Source organism: Streptomyces sp. NPDC046887, assembly GCF_040644755.1.
GTDB lineage: Bacteria > Actinomycetota > Actinomycetes > Streptomycetales > Streptomycetaceae > Streptomyces > Streptomyces lichenis.
Genome location: NZ_JBEYXH010000001.1, coordinates 520,574 through 537,207 on the forward strand (window position 1 = coordinate 520,574; position 16,634 = coordinate 537,207).

General features: G+C 73.5%; 20 protein-coding genes. 14 read left to right on the top strand and 6 right to left on the bottom strand.

Translation table 11 applies throughout. The features are described from left to right. The first annotated feature begins 98 nt into the window (after positions 1 to 98). Positions 99 to 284: a hypothetical protein gene (locus tag ABZ945_RS02405; protein ID WP_361262507.1), complete on the top strand. Its 186-nt coding sequence runs from the start codon at positions 99 to 101 to the stop codon at positions 282 to 284. A gap of 18 nt (positions 285 to 302) precedes the next feature. Here the strand turns inward: ABZ945_RS02405 and ABZ945_RS02410 are convergent, their stop codons facing one another. Further along, positions 303 to 863, bottom strand: a complete 561-nt coding sequence (locus tag ABZ945_RS02410; protein ID WP_361262509.1) for a hypothetical protein — start codon at positions 861 to 863, stop codon at positions 303 to 305. Positions 864 to 969: 106 nt separating this feature from the next. Between ABZ945_RS02410 and tsaB the strand changes: the two genes are divergently transcribed. Genes tsaB through ABZ945_RS02430 form a run of 4 tightly spaced genes read left to right on the top strand, consistent with a single transcriptional unit; the run spans position 970 to position 3,625 of the window. Next, the gene (tsaB, locus tag ABZ945_RS02415; RefSeq protein WP_361262513.1) at positions 970 to 1,626 is read left to right on the top strand and encodes a tRNA (adenosine(37)-N6)-threonylcarbamoyltransferase complex dimerization subunit type 1 TsaB; all 657 of its coding nucleotides are present in this window, start codon (positions 970 to 972) and stop codon (positions 1,624 to 1,626) included. 20 nt (positions 1,627 to 1,646) lie between these two features. Then, complete coding sequence (rimI, locus tag ABZ945_RS02420; protein ID WP_361262930.1) at positions 1,647 to 2,240, top strand: ribosomal protein S18-alanine N-acetyltransferase; 594 nt, start codon at positions 1,647 to 1,649, stop codon at positions 2,238 to 2,240. Continuing rightward, the gene (gene tsaD / locus ABZ945_RS02425; RefSeq protein ID WP_248632481.1) at positions 2,233 to 3,330 is read left to right on the top strand and encodes a tRNA (adenosine(37)-N6)-threonylcarbamoyltransferase complex transferase subunit TsaD; all 1,098 of its coding nucleotides are present in this window, start codon (positions 2,233 to 2,235) and stop codon (positions 3,328 to 3,330) included. The genes rimI and tsaD overlap by 8 nt, the downstream gene beginning before the upstream one ends. Positions 3,331 to 3,349: 19 nt before the next feature. Continuing rightward, positions 3,350 to 3,625 carry a hypothetical protein gene (locus ABZ945_RS02430; protein WP_361262517.1) on the top strand — a complete coding sequence of 92 codons (276 nt, stop codon included), beginning with the start codon at positions 3,350 to 3,352 and terminating at the stop codon, positions 3,623 to 3,625. Positions 3,626 to 3,637: 12 nt separating this feature from the next. Here the strand turns inward: ABZ945_RS02430 and ABZ945_RS02435 are convergent, their stop codons facing one another. Then, positions 3,638 to 3,973: an NIPSNAP family protein gene (locus ABZ945_RS02435; protein ID WP_361262520.1), complete on the bottom strand. Its 336-nt coding sequence runs from the start codon at positions 3,971 to 3,973 to the stop codon at positions 3,638 to 3,640. A 132-nt stretch (positions 3,974 to 4,105) separates the two neighbouring features. Here ABZ945_RS02435 and ABZ945_RS02440 point away from each other — a divergent pair, with 132 nt between their 5' ends. From ABZ945_RS02440 to ABZ945_RS02460, 5 genes are all read left to right on the top strand, one after another. Beyond that, on the top strand, positions 4,106 to 5,119 hold the full coding sequence (locus ABZ945_RS02440) for an SPFH domain-containing protein (RefSeq protein ID WP_361262523.1): 1,014 nt from the start codon (positions 4,106 to 4,108) through the stop codon (positions 5,117 to 5,119). Beyond that, positions 5,116 to 6,015 (top strand): hypothetical protein, encoded by a 900-nt coding sequence (locus tag ABZ945_RS02445; protein ID WP_361262526.1) that lies wholly within the window; start codon positions 5,116 to 5,118, stop codon positions 6,013 to 6,015. The genes ABZ945_RS02440 and ABZ945_RS02445 overlap by 4 nt, the downstream gene beginning before the upstream one ends. A gap of 65 nt (positions 6,016 to 6,080) precedes the next feature. Next, complete coding sequence (locus tag ABZ945_RS02450; RefSeq protein ID WP_361262529.1) at positions 6,081 to 6,446, top strand: hypothetical protein; 366 nt, start codon at positions 6,081 to 6,083, stop codon at positions 6,444 to 6,446. Between the two features lie 165 nt (positions 6,447 to 6,611). Continuing rightward, positions 6,612 to 7,106 carry a hypothetical protein gene (locus ABZ945_RS02455; protein ID WP_361262531.1) on the top strand — a complete coding sequence of 165 codons (495 nt, stop codon included), beginning with the start codon at positions 6,612 to 6,614 and terminating at the stop codon, positions 7,104 to 7,106. A gap of 10 nt (positions 7,107 to 7,116) precedes the next feature. Continuing rightward, positions 7,117 to 7,749 carry a 3'-5' exonuclease gene (locus tag ABZ945_RS02460; protein WP_361262534.1) on the top strand — a complete coding sequence of 211 codons (633 nt, stop codon included), beginning with the start codon at positions 7,117 to 7,119 and terminating at the stop codon, positions 7,747 to 7,749. On the opposite strand, the gene ABZ945_RS02465 is transcribed toward ABZ945_RS02460, so the two are convergent. Next, on the bottom strand, positions 7,697 to 8,914 hold the full coding sequence (locus tag ABZ945_RS02465; RefSeq protein ID WP_361262537.1) for a methyltransferase domain-containing protein: 1,218 nt from the start codon (positions 8,912 to 8,914) through the stop codon (positions 7,697 to 7,699). The two genes, ABZ945_RS02460 and ABZ945_RS02465, sit on opposite strands and share 53 nt — an antisense overlap. Positions 8,915 to 8,996: 82 nt before the next feature. On the opposite strand from ABZ945_RS02465, the gene ABZ945_RS02470 reads away from it, so the two are divergent. From ABZ945_RS02470 to groL, 4 genes are all read left to right on the top strand, one after another. Continuing rightward, the gene (locus ABZ945_RS02470; protein WP_361262540.1) at positions 8,997 to 9,932 is read left to right on the top strand and encodes a polysaccharide deacetylase family protein; all 936 of its coding nucleotides are present in this window, start codon (positions 8,997 to 8,999) and stop codon (positions 9,930 to 9,932) included. A 177-nt stretch (positions 9,933 to 10,109) separates the two neighbouring features. After that, positions 10,110 to 11,108, top strand: a complete 999-nt coding sequence (locus ABZ945_RS02475; protein ID WP_361262543.1) for an SGNH/GDSL hydrolase family protein — start codon at positions 10,110 to 10,112, stop codon at positions 11,106 to 11,108. 194 nt (positions 11,109 to 11,302) lie between these two features. Further along, on the top strand, positions 11,303 to 11,611 hold the full coding sequence (gene groES, locus ABZ945_RS02480; RefSeq protein WP_010471835.1) for a co-chaperone GroES: 309 nt from the start codon (positions 11,303 to 11,305) through the stop codon (positions 11,609 to 11,611). Between the two features lie 190 nt (positions 11,612 to 11,801). Beyond that, entirely contained in the window at positions 11,802 to 13,424 is a 1,623-nt protein-coding gene (groL, locus tag ABZ945_RS02485; RefSeq protein WP_361262547.1) for a chaperonin GroEL, read from the top strand. 95 nt (positions 13,425 to 13,519) lie between these two features. Here groL and ABZ945_RS02490 read toward each other — a convergent pair whose 3' ends face one another. From ABZ945_RS02490 to ABZ945_RS02500, 3 genes are all read right to left on the bottom strand, one after another. After that, a complete protein-coding gene (locus ABZ945_RS02490) occupies positions 13,520 to 14,506 on the bottom strand; it encodes a hydroxyacid dehydrogenase (RefSeq protein ID WP_361262933.1) in 987 nt (328 codons plus the stop codon). A 165-nt stretch (positions 14,507 to 14,671) separates the two neighbouring features. Next, positions 14,672 to 15,547 carry a carbohydrate ABC transporter permease gene (locus ABZ945_RS02495; protein WP_361262550.1) on the bottom strand — a complete coding sequence of 292 codons (876 nt, stop codon included), beginning with the start codon at positions 15,545 to 15,547 and terminating at the stop codon, positions 14,672 to 14,674. Further along, the gene (locus tag ABZ945_RS02500; RefSeq protein ID WP_361262936.1) at positions 15,544 to 16,419 is read right to left on the bottom strand and encodes a sugar ABC transporter permease; all 876 of its coding nucleotides are present in this window, start codon (positions 16,417 to 16,419) and stop codon (positions 15,544 to 15,546) included. The genes ABZ945_RS02495 and ABZ945_RS02500 overlap by 4 nt, the downstream gene beginning before the upstream one ends. Positions 16,420 to 16,634: the final 215 nt, after the last annotated feature.

Below are 16,634 nucleotides of genomic sequence, written 5' to 3' on the forward strand. Positions count from 1 at the left end.
CACCATGTTGCACCGGGCGTGTAAGGCGTGGTCCCATGGACACCAGGACTTGGTTAGGTGTACCTAACCTACGCCCTATGGAGCCCCGGGAGGCAACCATGCCGAGGTCGAAGCAGGACGGGCCCGAGACGGACGTGTCGATGCGCGACCTGCTGGCGTCGTGCGCGGCGGCCAGCGCGGTGTCCACCCCTCCCCGGCTGCTGCGGGAGAACCCCGAAGAGGCCGCGGGGGACGGGGCGACCGGCGCCGAGGGGTGTGCGGAGGCCCCGCCGCGAGCGGCCTGAGGAGCTACTCCGGGGGCCTCAGCCGACGACGACGACCTTCGAGTTGACCGTGGCGAAGGACCACATCGCGTTGCCGTCCGCGCGCTTCATCCGGATGCCCCCGGTCTTGCGGGCCGGGTCGGTCGGCGGCGTGGAGCCGTCGACCGCCGCGCTGAACCCGACCGTCACTCCCTCCACGGTGGCGAACCGCACCACATGCTCGATCCGCACCCCGTCCGAGCCGGCCACGCTGTTCGAGCGGGACGAGACCTGGTAGGTGCCGACGGGCGGATGGACCGTGCTCGGTGACACCGGGAACGTCCGCGCCACCTTGCCGGCCTCGTCCACCAGCCAGACCCGCCGCCCACCCAGTGCGTACACCACCCGGGGGCCCTCGCCGGAGTCCTTCGGCAGCGCGGTCGGATGGCCGGGCACCTCCTGTGCGCCCGGGGCGCGCGCCGCCAGGGTCGCGTCCCCGGCGCGCGCCCCCGAGGTGAGCGCCGCCGGGACGTTGGTCGCCGCTTGGTAGGCGAAGCCGGCGATGGTGAGGGCGGCCGCCGCGGTGAGACCCGCCACCAGATGCGCACTTCGAACGGCCATGTCGTCACCCATTTCACATATATGCCTACCCGGTGTGACCGTAGCAGGATCGGAGCGCGGGGCCGGGGCGGCATGCCCGGCCCCGGGGAGCCGTAGGCTGTTCGTTGTGCTGCTGCTCGCCTTGGATACCGCCACCCCCGCCGTCACCGTCGCCCTGCACGACGGCTCGGCCGTCATCGCCCGTTCGAGTCAGGTGGACGCGCGCCGCCACGGTGAGCTGCTGCTCCCCGCCGTGGACCGGGTGATGAAGGAGTCCGGGCGGGCGCTGGACGAGGTCACCGGCATCGTGGTCGGCGTCGGCCCCGGCCCGTACACCGGGCTGCGGGTCGGCCTGGTGACGGCCGCGACCTTCGCCTCCGCGCTCGGCGGCGTACCGGTGCACGGGGTGTGCACCCTGGACGGCCTCGCCTACGCCTCCGGGATCGAGGAGCCCTTCGTGGTGGCCACCGACGCCCGCCGCAAGGAGGTCTACTGGGCGCGGTACAAGGACTCCCGCACCCGGATCGGCGGACCCGCGGTGGACCGCCCGGCGGAGATCGCCGAGGCCGTGGCCGGGCTGCCCGTGGTGGGCGCCGGGGCGCGGCTGTACGGGGAGGCGTTCCCGGAGGCCCGCGACCCCGAGCACCAGTCGGCCGCCGCGCTCGCCTCGCTGGCCGCCGAGCGGCTGGCCGCGGGGGAGCCGTTCGAGGAGCCCCAGCCGATGTATCTGCGCCGCCCGGACGCGCAGGTCCCCAAGAACTACAAGGTGGTCACACCCCGGTGACCGGGATCGTCCTGCGCGAGATGCGCTGGTGGGACATCCCGGCGGTGTTGGTCCTGGAGCATGAGCTGTTCCCGGAGGACGCCTGGTCGGAGGGGATGTTCTGGTCCGAGCTGGCGCACGCCCGCGGGCCGCGCGCCTCCCGCCGCTATGTGGTGGCCGAGACCGCGGACGGCCGGCTCGCCGGGTACGCGGGGCTGGCCGCCGCGGGCGGTCTCGGCGATGTGCAGACCATCGCGGCCGCCCGCGACCAGTGGGGCACCGGGCTCGGCGCCCGGCTGCTGACCGATCTGCTCCAGCACGCCACCGCCTTCGAGTGCGCCGAGGTGCTGCTGGAGGTACGGGTGGACAACACCCGCGCGCAGAAGCTGTACGAGCGCTTCGGCTTCGCGCCCATCGGCTTCCGGCGCGGCTACTACCAGCCGGGGAACGTGGACGCGCTGGTGATGCGGCTGGAACTCGCGGCCGACCCCGCCGGACCGCCTCCGGTCCCGGCTGCCGACCCCGCCCCTCCGGCCCTCCCCACCCCCTCCGCCCGCCCCGGCACGGACGACGACCACGCACGATCAGGAACTGAGAACCATGGCGCACTACCAGGATTCGAGAACCATGGCTGACGAACCCCTCGTCCTCGGCATCGAGACCTCCTGCGACGAGACCGGCGTCGGAATCGTCCGCGGCACCACCCTGCTCGCCGACGCCATCGCCTCCAGCGTCGACACCCATGCCCGCTTCGGCGGTGTGGTGCCCGAGATCGCCTCCCGGGCCCACCTGGAGGCCATGGTCCCCACCATCGAGCGGGCGCTGAAGGAAGCCGGGATCTCCGCCCGCGACCTGGACGGCATCGCGGTGACGGCAGGGCCCGGGCTGGCGGGCGCGCTGCTGGTCGGTGTCTCGGCGGCCAAGGCGTACGCCTACGCGCTGGGCAAGCCGCTGTACGGGGTGAACCACCTCGCCTCGCATATCTGCGTGGACCAGCTGGAGCACGGCCGGCTGCCCGAGCCGACCATGGCGCTGCTGGTCTCCGGCGGGCACTCCTCGCTGCTGCTGGCGCCCGACATCACCGCCGACGTCCGGCCGATGGGCGCCACCATCGACGACGCGGCGGGCGAGGCCTTCGACAAGATCGCCCGGGTGCTGGACCTCGGCTTCCCCGGCGGCCCGGTGATCGACCGGCTCGCCAAGGAGGGCGACCCGAACGCCATCGCCTTCCCGCGCGGACTGAGCGGATCGCGGGACCCCGCGTACGACTTCTCCTTCTCCGGTTTGAAGACCGCGGTGGCCCGCTGGATCGAGGCCAAGCGGGCGGCCGGCGAGGAGGTGCCGGTACGCGATGTGGCGGCCTCCTTCCAGGAGGCGGTGGTGGATGTGCTGACCCGCAAGGCGGTGCGCGCCTGCAAGGACCAGGGCGTCGACCATCTGATGATCGGCGGCGGGGTGGCCGCCAACTCCCGGCTGCGGGCCCTGGCCGCCGAGCGCTGCGAGCGGGCCGGTATCCGGCTGCGGGTGCCCCGCCCCAAGCTGTGCACCGACAACGGGGCGATGGTCGCCGCGCTCGGCGCCGAGATGGTCGCCCGCAACCGGCCCGCCTCCGATCTGGAGCTGCCCGCGGACTCCTCCCTCCCGGTCACCGACCCCCATGTCCCGGGCCATCACCACGATCACGACCATGTGCACGAGGTCAGCAAGGAGAACCTGTACTCGTGACCCCGATTCGGGAGTGTCCGTGACCCTGACCCTGATGTGGGAGGCCCGCGCCGCCGACGGCCGGGGCGCCGAGCTGCTGGCCTGGGCCCGGGCGCAGCGGCCGCCGTCCGATCCCGGGCTCGCCCCGTCGCGCCGAGAGACCTTCACCGCCCCCGGCGACCGGGTGCTGGTACTGACCTGGTGGGACGCCCCCGAGGGCACCGAGGTGCCCGAGCTCCCCGACCCGCCCGCCGAGCTCCTCGCCCGCCCGGTCCACCGCTGGCGCTTCACCTCGGTGGAGGTGGCCGGGGGCTGAGCCTCGGGGGCCTTACGGGGATGTCTGCTCCGGCTCGGCGCCGCCCGGCAGCATCGGGCGCATGAAGGTGCGCTCGTACCGCAGGACGCAGCCGCTCTCGTCCCGGATGCGGTCGGCCGCGACGAACTCCGGGTCCTGGCCGAAGCGTGCGCGGTAGCGCTCGTACGCCGCGAGGCTCGGGAAGCTGAAGAGGGCCAGCGCCTCGTCGCTGGCGCCCTCCCCGGGCAGGAAGTAGCCGTGATGGGTGCCGCCGTGCCGGTCCACCAGCTCCATCCAGCGGCGCCCGAAGCGCTCGAACGCCTCGATCCGCGACGGGTCGATCACATACCGGACCACGCAGGTAATCATCCGCGCATGGTAGGCCGGGCTGGGACGCGAGGCCGGTCCCGCCCGCCGCACCTCCCCTTCCCGTCCTATTGACGATAAGCGGTCAGGCTCGTTATCGTCGTACTGACGACATCGAGCCGAGGGGGGCCTGTCATGGCCGACATCACCCGGCGCCTGGGCTGGCGCCATCTGCGTTCCGCGCCCACCGCCCATATCCGCCACCACAAGCGCGGCCGCCTCGCCCATGACGGCCGGGGGCTCAGCTTCTGGTACCGCTCGCTGTCAGCGGCGCTCTCCGAGGTCCCGGTCGACGACCGCGAGCTGGCCATGGCGTTCCACGCCCGTACGGCCGACTTCCAGGACGTCACCGTGCAGGCCACCGTCACGTACCGGGTCAGCGACCCGGCCAAGGCGGCGGAGCGGCTCGACTTCTCGGTGGACCCGGACACCGGGAGCTGGCGCGGCGCGCCGCTGGAGCAGCTGGCCACCCTGCTCACCGAGACCGCGCAGCAGCACGCGCTGGATGTGCTGGCCCGCACCGCGCTGGCCGCCGCCCTGGTGGACGGCGTCGCCGCGGTGCGGGAACGGGTGGCCACCGGTCTGGCCGCCGAGCCCCGGCTCCCGGACACCGGCATCGAGGTGGTGGCGGTCCGGGTCGTGGCGATCCGCCCCGAGGCGGAGGTGGAGCGCGCCCTGCGCACCCCCGCCCGCGAGCAGATCCAGCAGGAGGCGGACCGGGCCACCTACCAGCGGCGGGCCGTCGCCGTCGAACGGGAACGGGCCATCGCCGAGAACGAGCTGGCCAGCCAGATCGAGCTGGCCCGGCGGGAGGAGCAGCTGGTCGAGCAGCGCGGCACCAACAGCCGCCGGGAGGCCGAGGAGAAGGCGGCGGCGGACGGCGTGCAGGCCGAGGCCGAGGCGGCCCGTACGGTCCGGCTGGCCGGCGCCCATGCGGAGGCGGCCCGGGTGGCGGGCGCGGCGCGCGCCGAGGCCCAGGCGGCCTGGCTGCGGGTGCACGGCGAGAGCGACCCGGCGACCCTGCACGCCCTGGCGGCCACCCGGCTGGCGGAGAACCTGCCGAGGATCGAGAGTGTCACCCTCTCCCCGGACGTGCTCACCTCCCTGCTGTCCAGGCTCGGGCGCCCGCACGGCGGTACGGACGCGTGAGCCTCGCCCCGCGCGCGGTGCTGGTGCACCGCAGGACCGAGTACGAGGAGCTGCTGGCCCGGCACGGGACGCACGGGCAGGCCGCGTTCTTCCTCTCCAGCCGGGGCCGTTCGATCGACGAGGTGGCCCGCCGCCATGACCGCACCGAGCAGGCGCTGCGGGAGGTGGCGGCGGCGGTGCCGCTCACCTGGCGCTCCACCCGGGTGGAGCGGGCGGACCTGGACCGCTTCCTGTTCGCCCCCGAGGACGTGGTGGTCGTGGTCGGCCAGGACGGGCTGGTCGCCAACACCGCGAAGTACCTGGGCGGGCAGCCGGTGGTGGGCATCGACACCGACCCCGGGCGCAACCCGGGCGTCCTGGTCCGCCACCGCCGTACCGACGCGGCGGCCCTGCTCCGTGCCGCGAGCGCCGCGGGCGGCCGGGCGGAGGAGCTGACCATGGTCGAGGCCGTCGCCGACGACACCCAGCGCCTGCTGGCCCTCAACGAGATCTATCTGGGCCCGCCCGGCCACCAGACGGCCCGCTACCGGCTGGGCCCCGACGGCGAGCGGGACCAGGGCGAGGCCCAGGCCTCCTCCGGGCTGCTGGTCGGCACCGGCACCGGCGCCACCGGCTGGCTCCGCTCACTGTGGCTGGAGCGCGGCAGCACCACCCCGCTGCCCGCCCCGTGCGACCCCCGCCTGCTGTGGTTCGTCCGCGAGGCCTGGCCCTCACCCGCGACCGGCACCACCAGGGTGGCCGGCGAACTGGGCCGGGGTCAGGGCCTGCGGCTGACCGTGGAGTCGGACCGGCTGGTGGTCTTCGGGGACGGCATGGAGGCCGACGCCCTGGAGCTGACCTGGGGCCAGAGCGTACGGCTGGGCATCGCGGAGACGGTGCTGCGGCTGGTGGTCTGAGCCCGCGGCCACCTCTGGCAGCCTGGTGACCTGGACACATGGACACCCGGACCGGATGGTGGAGCATGACCCTCAGCTCGTCGGACCACCCCCTGATCCCGCGGCCGCCGGCCACCGCCGCCGCGCTGCGGGCGGCCGTCGCGCGGATCGCCCCGGCCGCGCTGCCCGCCTTCACCGGTGAGCTCGACCGGGCCGCGGACCGGGCGCTGCTCGGTGCGGACCCGGCGCCGCTGCGCCGGTTCACCGCTCAGTGGGCGCTGTATGTCGAGATCCAGCGCCATCCCCGGCTGGCGGCACGGTTGCGGGAGGCCGAGCAGATCGCCGCGACGGGCGAGGAGCCCGAGGCCCGGCAGGCGGCGGCCGAGGCGGGCCGGGTCCTGGACGAGGCACGCGCCACCCTCGTGGCGAGTGAGTCCCCGGGCGCCGACTAACCTCGGCGGATGCCGAGTCGAACCACCCCGCTGCCGCCGCCCCCGCCCCCGCCGTATCTGCGGAGCTGGCCGGACGAGGGGGCCCGGCGGGCGGACCGGGAGCGGGCGGTCGGGGAGTCGAGCGCCCGGCTGCTGGGCGTACGGCGACTCGGTAGGTATCTGCTGATGCTGGCCGCGCTCCAGGGCGCGTGGGGGGTCTTCGGGCTGGGGCTGGTGTCCGTCGTGGACGGGGCCGTGGACCCGCTGACGGCGCTGGTCGTCATCCTCGTCGCCGGGCTGGGGCTGGTCGGGCTCGCCCTCGCGGTGTGGGGAGTGGTCGAGGGGGTGCGGCGGGACCGGGTGGCCCGGGCGCGGCTGCTGGAGTGGGCCGCGCTGGACCCGGCCCCGGTGCGCGACCCCCGGTTGCGGGCGCCCGGGCTCAGCCTGCTCTGGCTGCTGCTCGGGTTCGTCCAGTGCGCCGCCGGGCTCTGGCTCTGCTTCGCCGTACCGGCCGCCGCCCGGCCCGGCTCCACCACCTTCGCGGAGGTCGTCTTCGCCATGGGCGCCGGGATGATCCTCTGGGTCAACGGGCTGCTCGGCCTGGTGAAGGCGGCCGGGCACTACCGCGTGGCGGTGCGGCTGGGCGGAAAACCGGGTGACCCCGCTGGTGCCCGTCCCTAGGCTCACCGCCATGACCGGGGCCCTGTTGAACGTGGTGGACATCGAGGCGACCTGCTGGGAGGGTCAGCCGCCGCCCGGCGCGGTGAGCGAGATCATCGAGGTCGGGCTGACCGTGGTGGACCTGGTCGCGCGGGAGCGGATCGCCCGGCACCGCATCCTGGTGCGGCCGAAGCGGTCGGCGGTGAGCGCGTTCTGCACCGAGCTGACCGGGCTGACCCCCCAGGAGGTCGCCCGCGGGGTGGACTTCGCCGAGGCCTGCCGGCTGCTGGCCGCCGAGCACCGGGCCGGCAAGCGGGCCTGGGCGAGCTGGGGCGACTACGACCGCAAGCAGTTCACCCGCCAGTGCGAGGCCACGTCCACGCCGTATCCCTTCGGGCGCCGGCACATCAACGCCAAGGCCGTGTTCACGGAGGCATACGGGCTGGGCCGGCGCCCCGGGATGGCCCGGGCCCTGGAGGTGGCCGGGCTGCCGCTGGAGGGGCGCCACCACCGGGGCGAGGACGACGCCTGGAACATCGCCGCCCTGGTGCTCGACCTCGCCGGGCGCGGCGCCTGGCCGGACGGGCGCCCGTACGCCTCCCGAGGCGGGTTCAGGCCAGGGGGCGGCCCACCAACATCACCGGGGCGCCCGCCGCGCGGGTGAGGAAGACGGTGGCCGCGTTCGGCCCCTTCGGCTTCAGCTTGCGGCGCAGCTCCTCCGGTTCGACCGCCGAGCCGCGCTTCTTCACCGTCAGGGTGCCCACCTCCCGCTCCCGCAGCAGCGCCTTGAGCCGCTTGAGGCTGAACGGCAGCTCGTCGGTGATCTCATAGCCGGTGGCGTACGGGGTCGGGGCGGCGGTGTCCGTGGTGATGTACGCGATGGTGGCGTCGATCAGCCCGCCGGCCAGCTCCTCGGCCGCCTCCGCCACCAGATGCGCGCGGATCACCGCGCCGTCCGGCTCGTAGAGGTAGCGCCCGAGCGGGCGGACCGCCGGGTCGGGCAGCCCGCGCCCGGTGAGGGTGCGCGGGCCGGGCAGCAGGGTCGCGGTCACGGCGCCCGGACGCGTACCGAACCAGAGCACCGCCTCCTTGACGTCCCCGCCGTCCGAGACCCACTCCGCCTCCGCCTCCGGCGGCACCGCCTCGTGCGGGATGCCGGGCGCGATCTTCAGCGCCGCGTGCCGCGCGGTACGGGCCGCGCCGACCGCCCAGGACAGCGGCGGTGAGTAGGCCTCCGGGTCGAAGATCCGGCCCCGGCCGCCGCGCCGCGCCGGGTCCACGAACACCGCGTCGTAGGGGGAGGTGTCCACCTCCGTGACATCGGCGCGGCGCACCTCGACCAGGTCGGCGAGGCCCAGGGCGGCGGCGTTGGCGCGGGCCGCCGCGACCGCCAGCGGGTCGCGGTCCACCGCCAGCACCCGGATGCCCGCCCGGGCCAGCGCGATCGCGTCCCCGCCGATCCCGCCGCACAGATCGGCCACGCTGCCCACGCCCAGCGCGGCGAAGCGCGCCGCCCGGTGGGCGGCCACCGGGGCGCGGGTGGACTGCTCGACACCGCCGGGCGTGAAGTACATCCGGTACGCGTCCGCCGCGCCGAACTTGGCCACCGCCCGCTGCCGCAGCCGGGCCTGCGCGACCGCCGCCGTCACCAGCTCGGCCGGGTGCTCGCGCCGCAGCCGGGAGACGACCGCCAGCTCCTCGGACGGGGCGAAGTCGCGCAGCTCGGCGAGGAGGGCCTGCCCCTCGTCGGTGAGCAGCGCGTCGAAGGCGTCAAGGGCGGTGCGGGGCGCGGGGGCGGCAGCGGCGGAGTGGTCGGTCACCTGCCCCATTGTGGGCCAGCCGGGTCATGGTCCGGGGCCCTCCCGGCGGCGTCGCCCGTACACGAGGCGGGGCGTTGACAGGATGCGCGCCATGCATCTAGTAAGACAAAAAGGTCAAAAGCTTGGCGGACGGGTCGGGGTCCGGGCGCGGATCGCGCTCTGCGCGCTGACCCTCGCCGCCCTCGGCTCCGCCTGCGCGACGGCCGAAAGCGGAGGCGCGGGCGCCCCCGGGGCCGCCGGGCAGCCCCGCCCCGAGCAGGCCGCCGGTGCGGCCGGCGCCCTCGCCGCATACGCCGAGAAGACCCGGAAGGTCCAGGCCGCCCGCGTGGTCGCCGCCCGCAGGTGGGGGCTGCGGCAGGTCCCGCTCCCCGCGCCCGCGCCCCCGGCGAAGAAGCCCGAGATCACCTTCCGCAAGGGCTTCGAGGTCGGCGACCCGTCCCTGCCGCCGGTCTTCACCACCGTCCCCACCAAGGAGAAGATCGTCTTCCTGACGATCGACGACGGCTCGGAGAAGGACCCCGAGCTGCTGCGGATGATGACCGAGCTGAACCTGCCCTACAGCGCCTTCCTCAGCGACTACCTGGTCAAGGAGGACTACGGCTACTTCAAGCAGATGCAGCAGCGGGGTGTCGCCCTGCACAACCACACGCTCAACCACCGCTATCTGCCCGCGCTCTCCTACGAGGAGCAGAAGCAGGAGATCTGCGGCATGCAGGACGTCATCGAGAAGAAGTACGGCAAGCGGCCGCCGCTGTTCCGCCCGCCCTACGGCAACTACGACAGCGACACCCTGCGCGCCGCCCAGTCCTGCGGCGTCAAGGCGGTGCCGCTCTGGGCGTCCGAGGCCTTCGCGGACCACATGGAGTGGCGCGAGTGGGACCGCGACCTCCACCCGGGCGACATCATCCTCAGCCACTTCCGCGGCAAGGGCGACTGGGAGGGCTCGATGGCCGACATGGTCCGCCAGGTCATGAACGTCATCACCGCCAAGGGGTACGCCGTGGCCCGGCTGGAGGACTACGTCTGAGCGGGATCCCGCGCGCGGGCGGTGACGGGCGCTGACGGCAGGTTGGAACATGTCCGTTAGCTGATCGTCATATGGATGGTCAAGTCCCTGACGTCGGATGGCTTAACGTTTTTTGACGGAGAGTCGAGCCGGCCGGGACACCGACCGCCGGCCGGAGCGCACCTTGGGGGGACCTCCGTGTCAGAACGCGTGCCCGGACAGGGGACTTCGCCGACCAGTGGCCCGGCCGGGGCCCCGTCCCTTTCCCCGTCCTCGTCGCCGTCCCCGTACCGGAGCGACCGCCGGCGCCGCCCGGCCCGTTGGGCGCTGGCGCTCACCGCCGCGGGGGTCGCCGCCGCCGCGCTGGCCGCCACCGTGCTCGGCACCGCCGACGCCCCCGCCGCGCCGCCCGCGCACGCCGTATCGCCGGGCCGGGTCACCGACGCCTCCGCCGCCCGCGGCGACGCCCGGCCCGGCGGGCACCAGGGCCGGGACCGGCACGAGCAGGCCGACGGCCGGGCGGGCGGCGCCACCGGCAGCCTCAGTGGAGCGGGCCTGGAGCGGCGGCGGCCGCTGCAGATCATGCCGCTGGGCGACTCCATCACCTTCGGTGTCGGCAGCTCCACCCGCTCCGGCTACCGCGGCGTGCTCTTCGGCAGCCTCCGCGCCGACCTCGCGGTGGACTTCGTCGGCTCCCGGCGCTCCGGGGACTTCGCCGACCTCGACAACGAGGGCCACCCCGGCGCCCTGATCCGCCGGATCGCCCAGGACGCCGCCGCCTCGGTGCCGGTGCGGCACCCGGACGTGATCCTGCTGCACGCCGGCACCAACGACATGAACCGCGGCAACCCGGCCACCGCCCCCGCCCACCTCGCGGCGCTGGTCGACCAGCTGCACGCCGACGCCCCCGGCGCGACCCTGGTGGTGGCCACCCTGGTCCCCGCGCGGACCGCCGCACTGCGGGCCAGGATCGCCGTCTACAACGCCGAGGTCCGCCGGATCGTCCAGCAGCGCGCCGCCGCCGGGCGCCGGATCCTGCTCGCCGACATGGGCGCGCTCACCCCGGCCGACCTGATGGACAAGCTCCACCCGCATGACGCCGGCTACGCCAAGATGGCCACCGCCTGGCACGCCGCCCTCGGCGCCGCGGCGGCCAAGGGCTGGCTCGCCGACAGCGACCCCAGTCAGGGGTCCTGATCCCGACGCGGCGGCGCTCGCCTGGCACTCCGCTTGACCGAGTGCTAATCACGGTCATAGTCTCTGGTCTGGCACTCCCCACTGGAGAGTGCCAACACAGCGACGGGCAGGTCCGGCACCCGCGACGACGGATCGACCTGGTCGCCACCTCAGACAGTTGACCCCGTGAGATCTCCGAAGGGGGAGGTCGGATCGTGACGACCACCAGCTCCAAGGTTGCCATCAAGCCGCTTGAGGACCGCATCGTGGTCCAGCCGCTCGACGCCGAGCAGACCACCGCCTCTGGCCTGGTCATTCCGGACACCGCCAAGGAGAAGCCCCAGGAGGGCGTCGTCCTGGCCGTGGGCCCGGGCCGCTTCGAGAACGGCGAGCGCCTGCCGCTCGACGTCAAGACCGGCGACATCGTGCTGTACAGCAAGTACGGCGGCACCGAGGTGAAGTACAGCGGCGAGGAGTACCTCGTCCTCTCGGCTCGCGACGTCCTCGCGATCGTCGAGAAGTAAGTCACCTCAGCGGCAGCACCGCGGCCCGGCCGCGGAGCACGACCGCTGAAAGCTTGAACGCTTGACGAGCTGCGCCCCTGGCACCCCGCCGACAACGCCGGGCGCGAGGGGCGCGGTTCTTTTTCACCGGCGATGGCGGCGCGCCCGAGCGCGCCCGACGATCGCAATCGAGAGGACTTGGAACGCTCCCATGGCGAAGATCCTGAAGTTCGACGAGGACGCCCGTCGCGCCCTTGAGCGCGGCGTCAACAAGCTCGCCGACACGGTCAAGGTGACCATCGGCCCCCGCGGCCGCAACGTCGTCATCGACAAGAAGTTCGGCGCCCCGACCATCACCAACGACGGCGTCACCATCGCCCGCGAGGTAGAGGTCGAGGACCCGTACGAGAACCTCGGCGCCCAGCTGGTGAAGGAGGTGGCGACCAAGACCAACGACATCGCGGGTGACGGCACCACCACCGCCACCGTGCTCGCCCAGGCGCTCGTCCGCGAGGGCCTGCGCAACGTCGCCGCCGGCGCCTCCCCGGCCGCCCTGAAGAAGGGCATCGACGCCGCGGTCAAGGCCGTGTCCGAGGAGCTCCTCGCCACCGCCCGCCCGATCGACGACAAGAGCGACATCGCCGCCGTCGCCGCGCTCTCCGCCCAGGACAGCCAGGTCGGCGAGCTCATCGCCGAGGCGATGGACAAGGTCGGCAAGGACGGTGTCATCACCGTCGAGGAGTCCAACACCTTCGGCCTGGAGCTGGACTTCACCGAGGGCATGGCCTTCGACAAGGGCTACCTCTCCCCGTACATGGTGACCGACCAGGAGCGTATGGAGGCCGTCCTCGACGACCCGTACATCCTGATCCACCAGGGCAAGATCGGCGCCATCCAGGACCTGCTGCCGCTGCTGGAGAAGGTCATCCAGGCCGGTGGCTCCAAGCCGCTGCTGATCATCGCCGAGGACGTCGAGGGCGAGGCCCTGTCGACCCTGGTCGTCAACAAGATCCGCGGCACCTTCAACGCGGTCGCGGTCAAGGCCCCCGGCTTCGGCGACCGCCGCAAGGCGATGCTCGGCGACATGGCCGCCCTCACCGGCGCCACCGTCATCGCCGAGGAGGTCGGCCTCAAGCTCGACCAGGCCGGCCTGGAGGTGCTCGGCACCGCCCGCCGCGTCACCGTCACCAAGGACGACACCGTGATCGTCGACGGCGGCGGCAACAGCGACGACGTCACCGGCCGGGTGAACCAGATCAAGGCCGAGATCGAGACCACCGACTCGGACTGGGACCGCGAGAAGCTCCAGGAGCGCCTCGCCAAGCTGGCCGGCGGCGTGTGCGTGATCAAGGTCGGCGCCGCCACCGAGGTGGAGCTGAAGGAGAAGAAGCACCGTCTGGAGGACGCCATCTCCGCGACCCGCGCCGCGGTCGAGGAGGGCATCGTCTCCGGTGGTGGCTCCGCGCTGGTCCACGCCGTCAAGGTGCTGGAGGGCAACCTCGGCAAGGAGGGCGACGAGGCCACCGGTGTCGCCGTCGTCCGCCGCGCCGCCGTCGAGCCGCTGCGCTGGATCGCCGAGAACGCCGGACTTGAGGGCTACGTGATCACCGCCAAGGTGGCCGAGCTCGACAAGGGCCAGGGCTTCAACGCCGCCACCGGCGAGTACGGCGACCTGGTCAAGGCCGGCGTCATCGACCCGGTCAAGGTGACGCGCTCCGCCCTGGAGAACGCCGCCTCCATCGCCTCCCTGCTCCTCACGACCGAGACCCTGGTCGTGGAGAAGAAGGAAGAGGAGCCGGCGGACGCGGGCCACGGCCACGGCCACTCCCACTGACGCACCCGGCGGCCGTGAGGCCACGCCGGTCAGACATACGAGGCCCGGTGCCCCCGTCGCGGGGGCACCGGGCCTCGGTGCGTCTCCGGATGTCCTTATGCCGACCGGCTCAGCTCCGAGGGGTGCACCGGGTCGGCGAACGGCAGCCCGCGCGCGTAGCGCTCCAGCTCGTCCAGGGCCGCGTCCGCCATCCGGTGCAGCTCATTGCCGAGCGAACCGGCGATATGCGGGGTGAGCAGCACGTTCGGCAGGGTGTAGAGCGGCGAGCCGGGCGGCGGTACGTCCGGATCGGTGACGTCCAGCACCGCGCTCAGCCGCCCCGGGGTGAGGTGCCCCAGCAGCGCGCGCTCGTCGACGAGCGACCCGCGCGAGGTGTTCACCAGCGTCGCCCCGTCCGGCATCAGCGCCAGCTGCCGGGCCCCGATCATGCGGTACGTGGCGGGGAGCTGCGGCGCGTGCACCGAGACCACGTCGGAGCGGGCGCACAGCTCGTCCAGACCGGTGCGTACGGCGCCGAGCGCCAGCGCCTCCGTGTCCGTCAGATACGGGTCGTACAGCAGCACCTGGAAGTCGAAGGGGCGCAGCAGCTCGATCACCCGCCGCCCGATCCGGGAGGCCCCGACGATTCCGACGGTACGGCGGTAGTTGCCGCTGTCGGCCAGCTCGGCCAGCCAGTCGTGGCCCTCGCGCAGCTCCGCGTAGCGGCGGGCGGCGCGGCCCACCCGCTTCCCGGCCAGCAGGATCACCGCGAGCGTGTACTCGGCGACCGGCAGCGCGTTGGCGGCGGCCGCCGAGGTGACAACGATGCCGCGCTCCCAGCAGGCCTCGGTGACATGGTGCTTGACCGACCCGGCGGCGTGCACCACGGCCCGCAGCCGGGGCGCCCGGTCCAGTACGGCCTCGGTGAGCGGGGTGGCGCCCCAGCAGGTGAGCAGCACCTCCGCCTCGGCGAGCGCGGCGGCGACACGGGGGGTGGGCGCGGCCAGGTCATGGGCGACCAGCCGCGGATCGGTCCGGCTCAACTCGGCCAGCCGGACCCGGTGGGCCTCGGTGAGCAGCCGGCCGGGGACGCCGGGGCCCATCGCCAGCAGCAGCGGGGGCCGGTCGTCCGGCCGTTTCTCCGGTTGCCGCTCGGGCCGGTGGTCCGGCCGTTTCTCCGGCTGCCGCTCGGGCCGGTTGTCAGTGGCGGGGTGCATGGTGGAAGTCGAACTCCTCACAGAGGGTCTCACTGGGGGTCCTCACCGGGGTCACTTGACGCTGCCGGCGGTCAGTCCCGCCTTCCAGTGGCGTTGCAGCGAGACGAAGGCGACGACGAGGGGGACCACGGCGAGCAGGGAGCCGGTGACGACGAGGGGGTAGAAGCCGGGCTCGGCGTGGGCGTTGCTGTTCCACGCGTACAGGCCGAGGCTCAGTGGGAAGAGCTGCTGGTCGGAGAGCATCACCAGAGGGAGGAAGAAGTTGTTCCAGATGGCGGTGAACTGGAAGAGGAAGACGGTCACCAGACCCGGCATGACCATGGGCAGCCCGATGGACCAGAAGGTGCGCAGTTCCCCGGCGCCGTCGATCCGGGCCGCCTCCAGGGCCTCGCCGGGGATGTAGCCGGCGCAGAACACCCGGGAGAGGTAGACCCCGAAGGGGTTGACCAGGACGGGGACGAGCACCGCCCAGTAGCTGTTGACCACCCCGGTCTTGCTGGCGAGCAGGTACATGGGCAGGGCGAGCGCGGTGCTGGGCACGAGCACGCCCATCAGCACCACGCCGAACAGCTTCTCCTTGCCCCGGAAGTCATAGGTGTCGAAGGCGTAGCCGGCCGCGATGCAGACGAAGGAGCAGACCAGAGCGCCGCCACCGGCGTAGAGCAGGCTGTTGAGGTACCAGCGGAAGTAGACCCCGTCGCCGTACTCGGCGAGCCGGGCGAGGTTGCCGCCGAGGTCGAACCCCTCGAAGGAGAAGGCGTTCCCGCCGAGCAGCCCGCCCGCGTCCTTGGTGGCGGCGGTGACCAGCCAGACGAGGGGGAAGAGCATGTAGCAGGCGGAGAGCAGCAGGGCGCCGTTGACCGCGGCCTTCGACAGCCAGGGCCCCGAGCGGCGGGGGCCGGGCCGAACAGGGGTGGTGGCGCTCATGCCGTGCGCTCCTTGCTCTTCTTCTCACGGTTGCCGGCGAGGCGGGTGACGGCGAACGAGAGCAGTGCGGCGGTGAGTGCCAGCAGCACCGAGGCGGCGGCGGCCAGCCCGTAGTCGTTCCGGTCGAACGCCGCGGTGTACGCGTACATGTTGGGCGTCCAGGTGGAGGTGACGGCGGAGCCGGTGCCCTTGTTGAGGATCAGCGGCTCGGTGAACAACTGGAGCGAGCCGATCACGGTGAACAGGGCGACCATCACCACGGACGCCCGGATCAGGGGGAGTTTGATGGAGAAGGCGGTGCGCCAGGCCCCGGCGCCGTCCACGGTGGCGGCCTCCAGGACGGAGCGGTCGATGGCCTGGAGGGCGGCGTAGAAGATGACCATGTTGTAGCCGAGCCACTCCCACAGCGCGATGTTGACCACCGAGGGGAGGGCGCCGGAGGGGGAGAAGAAGTCGAAGCCGATTCCGCCGGCCTCCATGGCCTTCACCACCGGGCTGAGCTGCGGGGTGTAGAGGTACACCCAGATCAGCGCGGCGATGATGCCGGGGACGGCGTGCGGCAGGAACAGTGCCAGCTGGAAGAAGCGGCGGGCCCGGGCCAGCGCCGAGTCCAGCAGCAGCGCCAGCCCCAGTCCGCCGGCCAGCAGCAGCGGGATGTAGACCAGGCAGTAGCCGAACAGCACGAGGAAGCCCTCGCGGAAGGCCGCGTCGCCCAGCGCCGCCGTGTAGTTGCCCAGTCCGCTGAAGACGGTCTCGGTGCCGCCGAAGCCGAGCCCGGACTGCTTCTCGGTGAACAGGCTCAGCCAGAGCGCGTAGCCGATCGGCAGCACCATCACCACGGCGAACAGCACGAAGAACGGCGCCAGCAGCAGGGCCGCCGCCCCCGCCCGGGCCCGCGCCCCACTCCGCCCACCGGGCCGGACGGCGGCAGGGGAGGGGGCGGGGCCGCCGGGGGCGGGGTGGGCGGCGGGAGAGCCGCTGGGGGTGGGGTGGTCGGTGGTGCAGGGTGCGGTGTCGGGGTGTTCGGCTGCCGTACTGCCGGATCCGGAGCGGGCGGCCTCGCGGTGGCCCGGCGCGGGGCGGCCGG